At 71.5% G+C, this 15040-nt stretch carries 11 protein-coding genes; 5 read left to right on the top strand and 6 right to left on the bottom strand.

The window, feature by feature from the left end:
* The first annotated feature begins 151 nt into the window (after positions 1-151).
* On the top strand, positions 152-592 hold the full coding sequence (locus IEZ11_RS18170) for an SPW repeat protein (protein ID WP_189263812.1): 441 nt from the start codon (positions 152-154) through the stop codon (positions 590-592).
* 201 nt (positions 593-793) lie between these two features.
* Here the strand turns inward: IEZ11_RS18170 and IEZ11_RS18165 are convergent, their stop codons facing one another.
* Positions 794-2263, bottom strand: coding sequence for an APC family permease (locus tag IEZ11_RS18165; RefSeq protein ID WP_189263811.1), 1470 nt, complete (start codon positions 2261-2263; stop codon positions 794-796).
* A gap of 139 nt (positions 2264-2402) precedes the next feature.
* On the opposite strand from IEZ11_RS18165, the gene IEZ11_RS18160 reads away from it, so the two are divergent.
* Positions 2403-3590, top strand: a complete 1188-nt coding sequence (locus tag IEZ11_RS18160) for an ROK family transcriptional regulator (RefSeq protein WP_189263810.1) — start codon at positions 2403-2405, stop codon at positions 3588-3590.
* A gap of 157 nt (positions 3591-3747) precedes the next feature.
* Positions 3748-6450, top strand: coding sequence for a glycoside hydrolase family 2 protein (locus tag IEZ11_RS18155; protein ID WP_189263930.1), 2703 nt, complete (start codon positions 3748-3750; stop codon positions 6448-6450).
* On the opposite strand, the gene IEZ11_RS18150 is transcribed toward IEZ11_RS18155, so the two are convergent.
* Positions 6437-7867: a hydrolase gene (locus IEZ11_RS18150; RefSeq protein ID WP_189263809.1), complete on the bottom strand. Its 1431-nt coding sequence runs from the start codon at positions 7865-7867 to the stop codon at positions 6437-6439. The genes IEZ11_RS18155 and IEZ11_RS18150 overlap by 14 nt on opposite strands.
* Positions 7868-8084: 217 nt before the next feature.
* On the opposite strand from IEZ11_RS18150, the gene IEZ11_RS18145 reads away from it, so the two are divergent.
* Positions 8085-8348, top strand: a complete 264-nt coding sequence (locus tag IEZ11_RS18145) for a GlsB/YeaQ/YmgE family stress response membrane protein (RefSeq protein WP_189263808.1) — start codon at positions 8085-8087, stop codon at positions 8346-8348.
* A 98-nt stretch (positions 8349-8446) separates the two neighbouring features.
* Here IEZ11_RS18145 and IEZ11_RS18140 read toward each other — a convergent pair whose 3' ends face one another.
* From IEZ11_RS18140 to IEZ11_RS52210, 3 genes are all read right to left on the bottom strand, one after another.
* Positions 8447-9223, bottom strand: a complete 777-nt coding sequence (locus IEZ11_RS18140; protein ID WP_189263807.1) for a GNAT family N-acetyltransferase — start codon at positions 9221-9223, stop codon at positions 8447-8449.
* 76 nt (positions 9224-9299) lie between these two features.
* Complete coding sequence (locus tag IEZ11_RS18135) at positions 9300-10154, bottom strand: GNAT family N-acetyltransferase (RefSeq protein WP_189263806.1); 855 nt, start codon at positions 10152-10154, stop codon at positions 9300-9302.
* A 341-nt stretch (positions 10155-10495) separates the two neighbouring features.
* Positions 10496-11203, bottom strand: coding sequence for a chaplin (locus IEZ11_RS52210; RefSeq protein WP_189263805.1), 708 nt, complete (start codon positions 11201-11203; stop codon positions 10496-10498).
* 280 nt (positions 11204-11483) lie between these two features.
* Here IEZ11_RS52210 and IEZ11_RS18125 point away from each other — a divergent pair, with 280 nt between their 5' ends.
* Positions 11484-13106: an alpha/beta hydrolase gene (locus IEZ11_RS18125; protein WP_189263804.1), complete on the top strand. Its 1623-nt coding sequence runs from the start codon at positions 11484-11486 to the stop codon at positions 13104-13106.
* Between the two features lie 81 nt (positions 13107-13187).
* Here the strand turns inward: IEZ11_RS18125 and asnB are convergent, their stop codons facing one another.
* On the bottom strand, positions 13188-15026 hold the full coding sequence (gene asnB, locus IEZ11_RS18120; RefSeq protein WP_189263803.1) for an asparagine synthase (glutamine-hydrolyzing): 1839 nt from the start codon (positions 15024-15026) through the stop codon (positions 13188-13190).
* Positions 15027-15040: the final 14 nt, after the last annotated feature.

The raw sequence follows: 15040 nt of genomic DNA, 5'->3' as shown, positions 1-15040 counted from the left end.
CGCGGACATGCCGACGACGCGGACGGGCATCGGCCGCCGGTCCACCGGCCCCTAGCTACACATAAGGAAGAAATAAGAGCAGAATGTCTGCTAGCGGCGTATACCGCACGCACCAGACGCGGTCAGGCCTGTAAGTCAAAGGAGACGAGTCATGGCCAACGTCTCGCACGGCAGAAGTGACATAGCCAGCCATCCCGATGTCTCCGAGATGCGGGAGCGCTACGCCCGCATGCTCGGCGGCCGTGATGTGGCGCTCGTGGACGGACCGGTGTTCCTGCTCGGTCTGTACTGCGCGGCGTCCCCGTGGATCCTCCACTACACGGCGAGCCAGCCCGCCCTCGTGGCCCACAACCTGATCATGGGCATCGCGATAGGTCTGCTGGCACTGGGCTTCACCAGGGCGCCGGAGCGCATGTACGGCCTCAGCTGGGCCATGTGCGCCATCGGCATCTGGATGATCATCGCCCCCTGGGTGGTCGGCACCAGCCCCGACAGGGGCGTCATCCTCAACAACGTCATCATCGGCGCGCTGGCCCTCTGCCTCGGGCTGGTGTGCGCCGCTTCGGCGGCCAAGCGGACGCCTATGACCTAGGCACAGCGGCATCCTCTGGAAGGGAGGAGCGGGGCCGGTCCGATGACGGCGGACCGGCCCCGCCGCGCGCCCGCCCGGCGGACCGGCCGCCCGCGGGTCGCGCCCTCGACGTCGTGCAGGCATCCCCCTGGGATCGGCCATGAAAAAAGCCTCGCCCGGCGGGAGTCGACCGCCGGGCGAGGCTGACGCGTGCTCGCGAAGCTATACCACGACCGTTTCGTCGGGGGTCTGATACTCCTCGCTGACCTCCTTCGCCCCGAACGGCCACACCTTCTCCAGCCGGGCCCAGACCAGGAACGCCACGCAGCCGAGGGCGAGCCAGGCCAGGGACCACTCGATGGGGTGACGACCCGGCGAGTTCCGGTCGGCGTAGCCGTAGATCACGCACCAGCCGGCGAAGGCGACGATGCTCGGCAGCGGGTAGAGCCACATGCGGTACGGCCGCTTCAGGGCCGGCTGCCGGCGCCGCAGCACCGTGAGCGCCACGATCTGGGCCAGCGCCTGGACGATCACCATCACGGTGGTGAGCAGCTGGATCAGGGTCGCGAGGTCCGTGTGGCGGCCGATCAGGAAGCCGATCGCGGTGATCACGCCCATGGTCGCGAGCCCCAGCATCGGGAAGCGGTGCTTCGGGTGCAGCTTCCCGTAGGGGCGGAAGAAGACCCGGTCGCGGGCGGCGTCGTAGGGCACCCGGGAGCCGCCGAGCAGGCCGGTGAAGACCGAGGCGAAGGCCGTGATCAGGATCAGCACGGTCACCGTGTCGGCGGCGCCCTTGCCCCAGGTCTTCTCCAGGACCGCCGAGGCGACCGAGGTCGAGGCGATGTCGTCCGGGTTCGTCATGCGGTGCCAGTCGATGACGCCGAGCGTGCCGATCTGGAGCAGCAGGTAGATCGCCATGATGCCGAGGATCGAGAAGAGGATGGAGCGCGGCAGGACGCGGCCGGGGTCCTTGATCTCGGCGCCCATGTAGGCGGTCGTGTTGTAGCCCAGGTAGTCGTAGATGCCGATGGTCAGGCCCGCGGCGAAGCCGAGCCAGAAGTGGTCACTGGTCAGGTCGAAGGCGTGGGCGGGGTAGGTGAAGGCCAGGTGCGGGCTGAAGTCGCTCGCCGCGGCGACGATCACCAGCAGCACCGAGGCGATCATCACGGTCCACATCACGGCGGTGATCCTGGCGATGTGCTCGATGCCGCGCCAGAGCAGGAGCACCACCAGGGCGATGACGCCGAGCCCGATCAGGTCGCCGGAGGTCTGGCCGAGGCCGGGGGCGAGGTAGCCCAGGTACTGGACGAAGCCGACCACGCCCGTGGACATGATCAGCGGGATGAAGAGCATCGCCGTCCACACGAACAGGAACGGCATGAGGCGCCCGGTGCGGTACTGGAAGGCCTGGCGCAGATAGACGTAGCTGCCGCCGGAGCCGGGCATGGCGGCACCGAGTTCGGCCCAGACGAGGCCGTCGCAGAGCGCGAGCACGGCGCCCGCGACGAAGCCGATGACGGCCTGCGGACCGCCGAACGCGGCGACCATCAGCGGAATGGTGACGAACGGACCGATACCGCACATCTGGCTCATGTTGATGGCGGTGGCCTGGAACAGACCCACGCGGCGGACGAAACCGCCGCTCGGCGGGGCACTGCCCGAGACGACGGGACTACCGGGACCAGCGGACATGGAGGCTCCTGGGCGGGACACGGGGATGTGGGCGAGGCACGTACGACAGGCGGTGGCCGACTCGGCGGGATGGCCGATAAAGTTAAGGAGCCTTACTAGATGCGTCAAGTATGCGTCGGGAATCGGTGAGAATGGTCTGATGGCCGCCAGCGACGTCGAAGAGCAGCAGGACCAGCCCTGGAGCCGGCAGCGCCTGCGCAGCACCAACGAGCGGCTGCTGCTGGACCGGCTGCGCCTGCTCGGCTCCGCCTCGCGCGCCCAACTCGCCCGCGAGACAGGGCTGTCGAAGCCGACCGTGTCCAGCGCGCTGGCCGCGCTGGAATCCGCGCGGCTGGTCCACGAGGTGGGCACCCAGGCTCCGGAGCGCGGTCGCACGGCCGTGCTGTACGCCCCCGATCCGGCGGCCGGGTACGCGCTCGGGGTCGACGTCGGCCGGAGCTGGCTGCGGGTGGCGGTCGCCGATCTCGACGGCACCCTGGTCGCCCGCTCCGACGTGCGCAACCGGGCCCGGGGTTCGGGCGCGATGGCCGACCTGCTGGTCACGACCGCCCGGCAGGTCGTCGCCAACTCGGGGGTGGACCCGGCCGAGGTGGTGCACGGGGTGGTGGGCACCCCGGGCGTGTACGACGAGCGGCAGCGCCGGGTGCGGTACGCGATGCATCTGCCCGGCTGGGGCCGCGCGGGCCTCTTCGACCGGATGCGCGAGGAACTGGGCATCCCGCTGGAGGTGCACAACGACGCCAACCTCGCGGCCCTCGGCGAGTACACGTACGGCGTCGGGGCGGGCAGCCGGCTGTTCGCGTACATCATGATCGGCACCGGTCTCGGAATGGGCGTGGTCAGCGAGGGGCGGCTGTTCACCGGGGCCCACGGGCTGGCCGGGGAGATCGGCTTCCTGCCCTGGCCGGGCCGGCAGCGGGGGCCCGAGCGGCTGGAGGACGCGGTGTCGGGGGTGGCCGTGGCCGAGACGGCACGGCGGCTGGGGATGACCGGGCAGCTCACCGCGAAGTCCGTGTTCGACGCGGCCCGCCAGGGCGACCCGGCCGCGGTCGAGGCGGTACGCCTGGAGGGCGAGCGGATCGCGCACACCGTGGCGGCGGCCGCGGCCGTGCTCGACCCCGACCTGGTGGTGCTCGGCGGGGGTGTCGGCCACAGCGTCGACCTGTTGCTGCGCCCCGTACGGGAGCATCTGCGCACCCTGACCCCGCTGCGCCCGAAGCTGGCGCCCAGCCGGCTCGGCGAGGACGCGGTGCTGCTCGGCGCGGTGGCCACGGCCCTGGGCACCGCCCGTGACCTGGTGTTCGAGCGCAGGTCGGGCGCGGCCTGAGCACGGCGGCACCAACTCACGCGGGCGCCACGGTGATTGACACGGCCTTCATGGCACCCTAGCTTGAGCCGAGTTAGTAAAGTTTCCTAACTTTACGAGCCTGGAGACCACCGTGTTCCCTCGCCGTGCCCCCGGACACCGTCTCGCCACGGCCGCCATGGCCCTGGGACTGCTCTGCTCACTGAACACCAGCGCCTGGGCCGGGGCCCGCGACCCGGCCCACGGGCCCGCCCGGATCACCCGGGTGCCGTCCGCCGCCGGGTCCGAGACCCCGCTGTCGGGTTACGCGATCCGGTCGACGGCCGAGGTGGGCGACTCCGCGGCGGCGGTCTCCTCCCCCGGCTACCCGACGCAGGGGTGGTATCCGGCGGGACCCCGCTCCACGGTCCTGGCCGCGCTCCTCGCCGACGGCGGCTACGACGACCCGTTCGTCTCCACCAACCTCCAGAAGATCCCGAAGGCACCCTTCCAGGTGCCGTGGTGGTACCGCAGCGACTTCGCGGTGGCCGACCCCGCGCAGCGCACCTATCTGGACTTCAGCGGGGTGATCTCGGCGGCCGACGTGTATGTGAACGGCCGTCAGGTCGCCACCACCGCCGACGTCACCGGCGCCTACACCCACCATGAACTGGACGTCACCTCGCTGGTGACGGCCGGCACGAACACGGTCGCCTTCCGCATCCAGCCCAACAACCCGAACAAGAACCTCACCATGGGCTGGCTCGACTGGCTCCAGCCGCCGCCCGACCAGAACATGGGCATCGTCCGGGACGTCCTGGTCCGGCGCGGCGGCCCGGTGGCGCTGCGCGACGCGCACGTGGTGACGAAGCTCGCGGTGCCCTCCCTCGCGACGGCCGACCTGACGGTGAAGGCACAGGCCCGCAACGACTCGGAGGCGCCGGTCACCGCCGAGGTCTCCGGCACCGTCGCCGGGGTGACCCTCACCCGGTCGGTGGAGCTCGCGGCCCACCAGAGCAGGACCGTCACCTTCGCCCCCGCCGACACCCCGGGGCTGCACCTGACCTCCCCCAAGGTCTGGTGGCCCGCGGGCATGGGCGGCCAGCCGCTCTACGGCCTCGACCTCACCGCCTCCGTCGCCGGCACGGCCTCGGACACCGCCCACGAGGACTTCGGGATCCGGGACGTGCGGGCCCCCTTGAACGCCGACGGCGCCCGCCAGTACTCGGTCAACGGCCGCCGGCTGCTGATCAAGGGCGGCGGCTGGTCACCGGACGAGTTCCTGCGCTGGGACCGCACCTATGTCGAGGACCGCCTCAAGTACGCCCTCGACCTGGGCCTGAACGCCATCCGGCTGGAAGGCCACATCGAGCCCGACGAGTTCTTCGCCCTCGCCGACCGCCTAGGCGTCCTCACCCTGCCCGGCTGGGAGTGCTGCGACAAGTGGGAGGGACAGACCAACCCCGGCGAGAGCGGCGAGAAGTGGACGGCCGCCGACTACCAGGTCGCCCAGGCCTCGATGGCCGCCGAGGCCGCCCGGCTGCGTGACCACCCGAGCGTGGTCTCCTTCCTGATCGGCAGCGACGCCGCGCCCGACGCGACGATCGAGAAGAACTATCTGGACGCCCTGACCGCCGCCGACTGGCCCGTCCCGGTGGTTCCGGCCGCCTCCGACAAATCGGCTCCCCAGCTGGGCAGTTCGGGCATGAAGATGACCGGCCCCTACGACTGGGTCCCGCCGGGCTACTGGTACGCCAAGCGTGAGGGCGGCGCCACCGGCTTCAACTCCGAGACCAGCGCGGGCCCGGACATCCCCACCCTGGACACGCTGCGCCGGATGATGACCCCGGCCGAACTCGACACCCTCTGGAAGAACCCGGACGCCAAGCAGTACCACCGCTCACCGTCCGCGACCTTCGGCACCCTGAAGGTCTACGACGCCGCGCTCACCGGCCGCTACGGCGCCCCGAAGAGCCTCGCCGACTACGTGCGCAAGGCCCAGCTCGCCCAGTACGAGAACGTCCGTGCCCAGTACGAGGCGTACGAGCGCAACCAGACCGACGCCTCGAAGCCCTCGACCGGCGTCGTCTACTGGATGTTCAACAGCGGCTGGACGTCCCTGCACTGGCAGCTGATGGACCGTTATCTCGACCAGGGCGGCGCCTACTTCGGCGCGAAGAAGGCCAACGAGCCGCTGCACGTGCAGTACTCCTACGACGACCGCTCGGTGGCCGTGGTGAACAACCGGCACACTCCGGCGACGGGACTCACCGCGCGGGCAACTCTGTACAACCCCGACGGTACCGAGAAGTACGACAGGACCGTCACCGGTGTCTCGGTCCAGGGCGACGGCGCGCACAGCACCGCGCTCACCCTGCCGGCGTCGGTGACCGGGCTGTCGTCCACCTACCTGGCGCGGCTGGTCCTCACCGACGCCGACGGCAGGGAGGTGAGCCGCAACGTCTACTGGCTCTCCACCAGGGCCGACACCCTCGACTGGGCGAAGACCGACTGGTGGCACACGCCGACGACGAGCTACGCCGACCTGACGGGGCTGTCCTCGATGGCCCAGGTACCGGTCACGGCGACGGCGTCGACGACCGGGGCGGACGGCAGGTCCACGACCACGGTCACCCTCCGCAACACGGGCACCGGGAAGACACCGGCCCTGCTGACGGACGTCCATCTGGTCGACACGAGCGGAAAGCCCGTGCTGCCGGTCCAGTGGTCGGACAACGAGGTCAGCCTGTGGCCGGGCGAGTCCGTGACCCTGACGGCCGCCTACCGGACCGCAGACCTGCACGGCGCCACGCCCCAGGTGCGGGTCTCCGGCTGGAACGCGCTGGAGCGGACGGTTCCGGCAGGCCTGCCGGAACCGTCCGTCCCGCTCAGCTCACGTTGAGCGCGGTGTCGTCGATGACGAAGGACGTCTGGAGGGTCGAACCCTCGACACCGGTGAACTTGATGGTGGCCGTGGTGCCGGCCAGGGAGGAGACGTCGAAGCTCTTGAGGACGTATCCGGAGGCCGCGTTGAGGTTGGAGTACGTGGCCAGGGTGGTGGATCCGGCGGTGACCGTCAGCTTGTCGTAGGCGGTGCTGGTGGTGGTCTCCGCGGTGTCCACGTGCAGATAGAAGCTGAGCGTCGCGGAGCAGCCGGACGGAATGGTCACCGACTGGGAGAGCGTGTCGGTGTGCGCGGACCCGTAGCCGTCGAGCCAGGCCTTGTAGGAGCCGGTGCGGGCCGCCTCGCTGCTGGAGCTGGTGATGACCCCGCTGCTGGCGGTCCAGGTGGTGTTGCCGGACTCGAAGCCGGGGTTGCCGAGGAGCTGCGCGGAGGTGCAGGTGCCGCTGCCGCCCCCGCCGCCTCCGCTGCTGCCGCTGCTCGCGCCGGTGAGCCAGGCGGTGGCGTTCAGGGCGAGGGCGGCGTTGGTGGCGCCGGTGTCGTTCCAGCCGTCGTACAGCGTGTTGCCGGACTGGCCGGTGCCGTCGTCGATGGGGGAGCTGTCGCCCCAGAAGGCGACCCGGCCGCTGCCGAAGGTGCTGGTCGCGAAGAAGGCCCCGGTGTTGCCCGAGTAGCCGCTGCGGTACACCAGCCCCTTGACGGCGGAGTTGTCGGAGGGCTTGAGGGTGGCGGTGGTCCCGTCGGCGATCAGGCTCTTGGTGACGGTGCCGAAGGAGCCGTTCAGCACCGGGTCGCTGCTGTCGCTGATGGCGGCCGGGTAGCCGGAGCTGATGTCCAGCGAGTCGATCGAGAAGCCGAACGGGTCGGTCGAGTCGACGCTGTTGTTGGTCATCAGGTCGTTGAGGATCTCGACCGCGTCGTAGCCGTCGCTGTTGCGGTCGGCGCCGGTGTGGTCGGAGATCATGAAGAGACCGCCGCCGGCCTTCACGAAGTTCATGATCGCCGTCTTCTCGGCGGTCGTGAACAGCGTGTTGGGCTCCGGGAGGACGAGGGCGTCGAAGTTCGACAGGTCGGTCGTCGACGAACCGCCGTAGGTGAGCGCGCTCGTCGCGGTCTTCATGCTGTAGCTGCCGGTCTTCTGGAGCGCGACGCCCCACGAGGAGAGCGCGCCGGTCCAGTCCGTCTCCGACGACGGGGAGGAGTCCTGGGCGAGCGGGTCCGGCTTGCTGGTGGAGATGATCCAGTCCGCGTTGCCGGCCTCCTCGGCGTGGCCGTCGTCGAACAGGACGCGGTAGGTGGTGGCCGCGTGAGCGGGGGCGGCCGCCGTGCCGACCTGGAGGGCGGCTCCCGTGACGAGCAGTGCCAACCCGGCCAGGGCGGTGGTGAGTCTGTGGCGGGATCTGCTGGATCCAAGCATCCGGCGAACCTCCATGAGGGGGTGGGGTAGAGGCGGTGCGGGCGCCAACTCTGCGCGCGTAGAACGTGCTTGAGATTTCTACACGCGTCAACTCATTGAAAGGTACATGGCATGTCGGGTCGGTGAACAGAAATCCGCTGTAACAACCGGACGGGACTGCCTTCGGACTCAGCGGGCAGATTGGACAGCAGCGGGGTACAGACGAAGAGGGGCGGACATGGAGATCTCGGGCATCATCAGCGCCATCGTCATCGGACTCATCATCGGTGTGCTGGGGCGCCTGGTCGTCCCCGGCCGCCAGCACGTGGGAGTCCTGTGGACCATCGTCGTCGGCATCGTGGCGGCACTGCTGGGTTCGGCGATCGCGGCCGGTTTCGGCGTGGCCGACACGAAGGGCCCCGACTGGATCGAGTGGTTCATCCAGATCGCACTGGCGGGGGTGGGGATCGCGGCGCTGGACCGCAGCAGGGCGCGCCGCTGACCGGAGCACGCCTCACGCGCGGCGGGACCGCACCCCTTCGGTGCGGTCCCGCCGCGCGGGCGCACCCGGCCCCGGCCGGCGGGCCCCTGTCGCCCGGTTCAGAGCGGGGAGAGGTAGGGCGTGGTCGTGCTCAGGGCATGGAAGCCCAGCCGTTCGAGGATCGGCCGGCTCATCGGCGACGCGTCCACCTGGAGGTAGCGGCAGCCGTGCGCGGCGGCGACCCGGGCCCGGTGGGCGACCAGGGCACGGTACACACCGCGCCCGCGCCACCCTGCCACCGTGCCGCCACCCCACAGTCCGGCGAACCTCGCCCCGGGCACCAGCTCGACCCGGGCGGCGCTGACCGGCTCGTCCCCGGCGAGCGCGACCATCGCGACCACGCTGTCCGGCTGGTCGGCGAGTCGCGCCAGCAACCGGTGCCGTAGCCGCGAACCGTCCGTGCCGAAGGCCTTCTCGTGCACGTCCACCACGAGTTCGATGCCCGCCCGGTCGGTGGCGGGCAGCACCCTTACGCCCTCCGGCAGTCCGGCGTCGAGGCTCAGCCGGGCGACCTCGCCGACCATCAGCGTCTCCTCCGGCTCCGGCTGGAACCCGGCCGCGGTCAGCCGCTCACCGAGGTCCGAGGGCAGGTCGTGGCCGTAGAGCTTCCACTCGAACTCCCGCCCTCGGGCCGCGAAGAAACCGAGCTGCTCGGCGATCGCACGGTCCGCGGTCGCCTCGTCGAGGTCCGACCAGAGAACGCCGTTCCATCCCTCGGCGTCCGCCACCTGGCGTACCACCGCGCCGGTGCGCTCGATCCGGGCGCCGGGTCCGTCGGACCGGGCGCCCTCGCGCATGTCACGGTCGTAGAGAGCGAGTACCGCTTGATGATCCATCCGGGCACTCCACCATCCGGGCGCGACGGCGGCAACACCATTTCCCCGGTGGCCGCCGGGTGCCCGGGTCCTGCGGTCAGCCCAGTTCGAGCGTCGTGACCCCGAAGACCCGCTCGCGAGCGTGGTCGCGGACCGGGCCCGTGTACATGCGGGCGGTCTCGAACGAGGGGGTGAAGCCGGCCGCTTCGGCGAGGGCGACACCCGCCGGGCTGGTCTCGGGGACGTCGATGGCGACCCGGTGCCCCGCCGCCTCGGCGGTCAGGCCGGCGAACAGGGCGCGGGCGTCCTCCGCGGTGTCGGCGAAGAGCGGGCCGATGCGCAGGGTGTCGCGGCCGGGGCGGATCACCCCGTAACCGGTGAGGCGGTCGCCGTCGTGGCGGACGAGCGCCCTGTGTCCGGTGCCGGTCAGCCACGCGGCCACGAAGCGCGGCCGGTCGGCCGGGCAGCAGGCGCCGTCGTACGCCGTGACGGCGGCCAGGTCGGCGGCGCGGGCGGGGCGGACACCGGCCGGGATCCCGGCGGCGGGCGCCTCGCCCACGAACCGGGCGGTGCGGTAGGCGAGTTCGAAGCCGGACTGGCGGTAGTTGTCCTGTTCGGCCACCACCCCGTCCAGACCGACGGTGCGGCTGCCGGCGTGGGCGAGCGCGGTCTTCCAGGTGGTGAGGCCGTGGCCCTGGCCGCGCAGGTCGGGGCGGACCAGGTACCAGCCCAGGAAGGCGTAGGCGGCGTCGTAGTTGACGACCGAGATGGCCGACACCGGCTCGCCGTCGATCCGGCCGACGAAGAACCCGTCGGGGTCCTGGGCGAAGAAGGCGGCGACATCGGAGGTCCCGGGATTCCAGCCCTCGTCCGCCGCCCAGCCGACGATCACCGGCCAGTCGTCGGGGGTGGCCCGGGTGACGACGAGGTCCTGGGGGGCCGGAGAGGTCATCGATGCGCTCCATTTCCATCACTGGGTCCAACACGGCGACCGGCGCCGCGCGCCCGCAGCATCCTTCCCGATCAACGGGCCCCCTGCCACGACGGGATCAAGCCGTTGACGTGCACCACGAGCGCACCGCGCCGGACGACCGCCACGCTCACGGGCCCGCACCTCGAACGCCGCACCCGACGGTGTGCCCGGCCGCCGGCGTTCGCCGACGAGAGGCATGCGGCGCGGCCGGTCGGCGCGGAGGCCGCCGGGCCCCTGTACGACGGAGGCCCCACCGGTCGGGTCCGGTGGGGCCTGCCGATGCGGGGCGCGTCAGCCCACCCGGGTATCACGCCGGCCGGTCAGCGCGTCCGGCCCGGACGGAAGCGCCGGTGCAGGGCGGTCCCGGCGAGCAGCAGCGCCGCGCTGCCCGCCACGGTGGCCCCGGTGAGGTCCGTACCGGTGTGGGCGAGGGTGGCCTCGGCCGGCGGCTCGGCGGGGGGCTGCACCTTGGGCACGTCGTGGGCCTTCGGGGGCGCCGACGGCGCGGGCGGCTCGGGGGCCGGCGGCTCGGACCTGGGCGGCTCCGGGGTGGGGGTCTTCGGCGGGCTCGGGTGGTCGCCGGAGGTGTTCACCGAGGTGTTGCCCAGGGCCGGGTTGAGCACGCCGACCACGTTCACGCTGTTGCCGCTGACGTTCACCGGGAGGTCCACCGGCAGCTGGATGCCGTTCCCGGAGATCACCCCGGGCGAGTGCTCCTCGGCGCCCTGCGCGGACGCGCCACCGGATGTGGCCGAGCCGCCGTGAGCGCCGTGACCGGCGTCGCCGCCGCCCCTGTTCACGCAGGTGTTGCCGGCCGCCGGGTTCAGGAGCCCGACCACGTTCACGGTGTTCCCGCACACGCTCACCGGGACGTGCACCGGCAGCTGGATGCCGTTGCCGGAGATCACCCCGGGCGAACCGGCCGCGATTCCGTCCGCGCCCGCGTCGGCCCAGGCGGGGACCGCCACGGCCATCGCACCGGAGGCGGCAGCGACGGCGATCACACCGTTTCGGGTAACCCGTTTCATAGGTTCCCTGCCTTCCAGACATGATTGCGGGCGCTCGCCCGCAACGGTTAAACGCTTACGAACCATGCGAGTTATGGCTTATCCACCTTTCATCCCATCGAGTGACACTGAACTCGAACCGGGAGTAAAAGTGCGTAAGGCCGTCGAAACGGGATCTCCGCGCGCACGGTACGGCACTCCGGCCTGCCCCGCCTGCCGGGAGGCGGGCCCCGCGGAGCCCGCTTATGGTGGGCGAAAGCCCTGTATCCGGTCCGCCACGGAGCGTCCCTGGAGGCCCTCGATGCCTGCCGTGCCCCGTACCCGGCCCGTCCTGCGGCGCTGTGCCGGCGTCGGCGCCGTCGCACTGGCCCTGATCGGCGCCGGCCTGCCGGCGGCCGACGCGGCCGACGCGGCCGCGGACGGCAGGCAGCCGGACCTGACCCGGTTCTACCGGCAGAAGGCCCGGTGGGTGCCGTGCAAGGACAGGGAGCTGCCCAAGGACATGCAGTGCGCCGCGGTCACCGTCCCGATCGACTACGCACGGCCGGCCGAGGGCACCCTCGACCTGGCGCTGTCCCGCTACCGGGCGACCGGGAAGTCGCTGGGTTCGGTGCTGCTGAACTTCGGCGGTCCCGGCGGCTCGGGCGTCAGCCAGCTCGGCCAGTCCGGCAAGGACTTCATGAGCCTGACCAACGGCTACGACGTGGTCGGCTTCGACCCGCGCGGGGTCGGCCGCTCCTCCCCCGTGAGCTGCGGCGACGGACCGGGCCAGGACTCGGACGGCGCGAACGCCGACGAGCCCCCCGACGTGGCGCATCCGCAGGCCCTGATGAAGGCGCTGAAGCAGCTGACGGTGCGGTGCACGAAGAACTCCGGGCCCGTGCTGTCCCACATAGGCACCGTGAACGCCTCCCGGGACCTGGACGTCATCCGCCAGGCGCTCGGCGACCGGAAGCTGAACTATCTGGGCTTCTCCTACGGCACCAAGCTGGGCGCGGTGTACGCGGCGCAGTTCCCGCACAACGTCGGCCGGATGGCACTGGACGGCGTGGACACGCTGACCGAGTCGCTGGCCGAGCAGGGGGTCGCCGGGGCCCGGGGACAGCAGACGGCGCTGGACGACTTCCTGGACTGGTGCGTCACCGGCCTGGGATGTCCGTTCGGGCAGGACCGGCGCAAGGCCGGCGAGGCGGTCCTGAAGCTGGTGCGCTCCCTGGACGAGGACCCGGTGCCTTCCGACTTCGGCGGCCCGTTCACCGGTCAGGACCTGGTGGACGCCATCGGGCAGGGGCTGTACGGCAGGGAGCTGTGGCCGCTGCTGGCGCGGGCGGTGGCCTCGCTGGTCGACGACGGGGACACCCGTGCGGTGCAGAACCTCGCGGCCGGCGGCCATGCGCCGCCGCTCGGACGCGGCAGGCCCGACGGGGGGCTCGTGAGCAGCTCGGACATCCCGCTGGACAACCTGTCGGCCGCGCTGATGGCGATCAACTGCGCCGACGACCCGGACCGGCCCGGCGCCGGGCGGCTGACCGCGGACGTCGCCCGGCTGAGCAAGGAGTACCAGCAGGCGTCCCCGGTGTTCGGCCGGTTCCGGCTGACCCAGGTGATGCTGTGCTACGGCCGGCCGCGCGGCACGGACTTCATCCGCGACCGGGTGAAGGACGTGCCTTCCGCGCCGATGCTGCTCGTGGGCACGCGCGGGGACCCGGCGACGCCGTACAGCTGGGCCGTCGAGACGGCGAAGCGGCTCGGCCCGTCGGCCGTGGTGCTGGACAACAGGGGCGACGGGCACACCGGGTACACGTCGTCCAGGTGCGTGCGCGGCAAGGTCGACGACTTCCTGCTGTACGGCACGCTGCCGGCCGACGGCAGCTCCTGCCCGGCGGACGGTGACGACGGGGCCGCCACCGACTCGTCGGGCTGAGGCAGGGGCTGAGGCAGGGGCTCAGGCTCAGGCTCAGGCTCAGGCTCAGGCTCAGGCTCAGGCTCAGGCTCAGGCTCAGGCTCAGGCGAGAGTGAGCTCCGGGGCGTAGAGGTCGAGCCAGTGGGCCAGGTCGAGGGTGCGTTCCAGGCCGCGCCGGTCGGCCTGGGTGCTCATTTCGGTCCGGTGGGCCGCCCGGTCCGCCTTCTCCCGGTCGACGAGGTCGAAGACCCGGTGGCCGGGCCGGGCCAGCAGGTCCTTGACCTGGTCCTGGAGGGCCCGGCCGTAGTCGGGGTCCTGGGTGGACGGGTATGGGCTCTTGACCCGGTCGTACACGGACTGCGGAAGGACGTCCCGGGTGGCCTCGCGGAGCAGGGTCTTCTCGCGGCCGTCGAAGGACTTGAGGGCCCAGGGCGCGTTGTAGACGTACTCGACGAGCCGGTGGTCGCAGAACGGCACCCGGACCTCCAGGCCGACCGCCATGCTCATCCGATCCTTGCGGTCGAGCAGGGCGCGTACGAAGCGGGTGAGGTGCAGGTAGCTCATGCGGCGCATACGGAACTCGAAGTCGCTCTCGCCGGCCAGGCGCTGGATCTCCGTGACGGCGGAGTGGTAGGAGTCCGCGACGTAGTGCTCCAGGTCGAGGGCCTTGGCGAGGTCCGATCGCAGGACTCCGGCGTCGTCGCCGAAGTGCCGGGCGAACTGGAAGAGCCAGGGGAAGGTGTCGGCGCTGCGGGCGCCCTCGTCGAAGAACTGGAGGTAGCCGCCGAACACCTCGTCGGCGGACTCCCCGGACAGCGCGACGGTGGACTGGTCACGGACGGCCCGGAACAGCAGCAGCAGCGAGGTGTCCATGTCCCCGAACCCGGCCGGCAGGTCGCGGGCCCGGATCACCCGTTCGCGGACCGCGGGGTCGGCGAGGCTGGCCACGTCGAGGACGATGTCCTGGTGGTCGGTGCGGGCGAGCCGGGCCACGTCGTGCACGAAGGGCGTGTCGGGGGTGGAGCGCAGTTCGTCCGCGACGAAGTTGTCCGTCCGGCCGACGAAGTCGACGGCGAAGCTGCGGACCTTCTCGCCCTGCTCGGCGAGTTGCCGGGCGGCGAGGGCGGTCATGGCGGAGGAGTCGAGGCCGCCCGAGAGCAGGGTGCAGCGGGGCACGTCGGCGACCAGCTGACGGCGCACGATGTCATCGAGGAGGTCACGGACGGTGGCCACGGTGGTGTCGCGGTCGTCGGGGTGCGGGCGGGTCTCCAGCCGCCAGTAGGTCCGGGTGCGCAGTCCGTCGCGGTCGACGGTGACGACGGTGCCGGGTGCCACCTCGCGCATGCCCTCCCACACGGCGTGTCCGGGGGTCTTGACCATGGTGAACAGCTCACGCAGGCCGTCCAGTCCGACCCGGGGGCGGACCAGCGGGTTGGCCAGGATCGCCTTGGGCTCGGAGCCGAACAGCACGCCGTCCGGGGTCGGGTACAGGTAGAAGGGCTTGATGCCCATACGGTCGCGGATCATCACGAGCTTGTCGTGGCGGCCGTCCCAGACGGCGAAGGCGTACATGCCGTTGAGCCGCTCGGCGACGGTGTCGCCCCACTCCACATAGCCGCGGAGCACGACCTCGGTGTCCGAGTCGGTGGTGAACTCGTGGCCCCGGGCGGTGAGTTCGCGGCGCAGTTCGGTGAAGTTGTAGGCCTCGCCCGAGTAGACCATCGCGACGGTGCCGCCCGGGGTGCGGACGGTCATCGGCTGGCGGCCGCCGGGCAGGTCGATGATCGCGAGCCGGCGGTGGCCCAGGGCCGCGGGGCCCTCGCTCCAGGTGCCCCGGTCGTCCGGGCCGCGGCAGGCCATGGTCTCCGTCATTGCATCCAATGCGCGGTGTTCGGTGGTGAGGTCACGGTCGAAGGAGACCCAGCCGGTGATGCCACACATGCGCTACCTCCTGC

This window comes from Streptomyces fuscichromogenes (assembly GCF_014645815.1).
Classification (GTDB): Bacteria; Actinomycetota; Actinomycetes; order Streptomycetales; family Streptomycetaceae; genus Streptomyces; species Streptomyces fuscichromogenes.
Note: the sequence above shows the minus strand (reverse complement) of the source record. Positions and strands in the feature narration are given on the sequence as shown.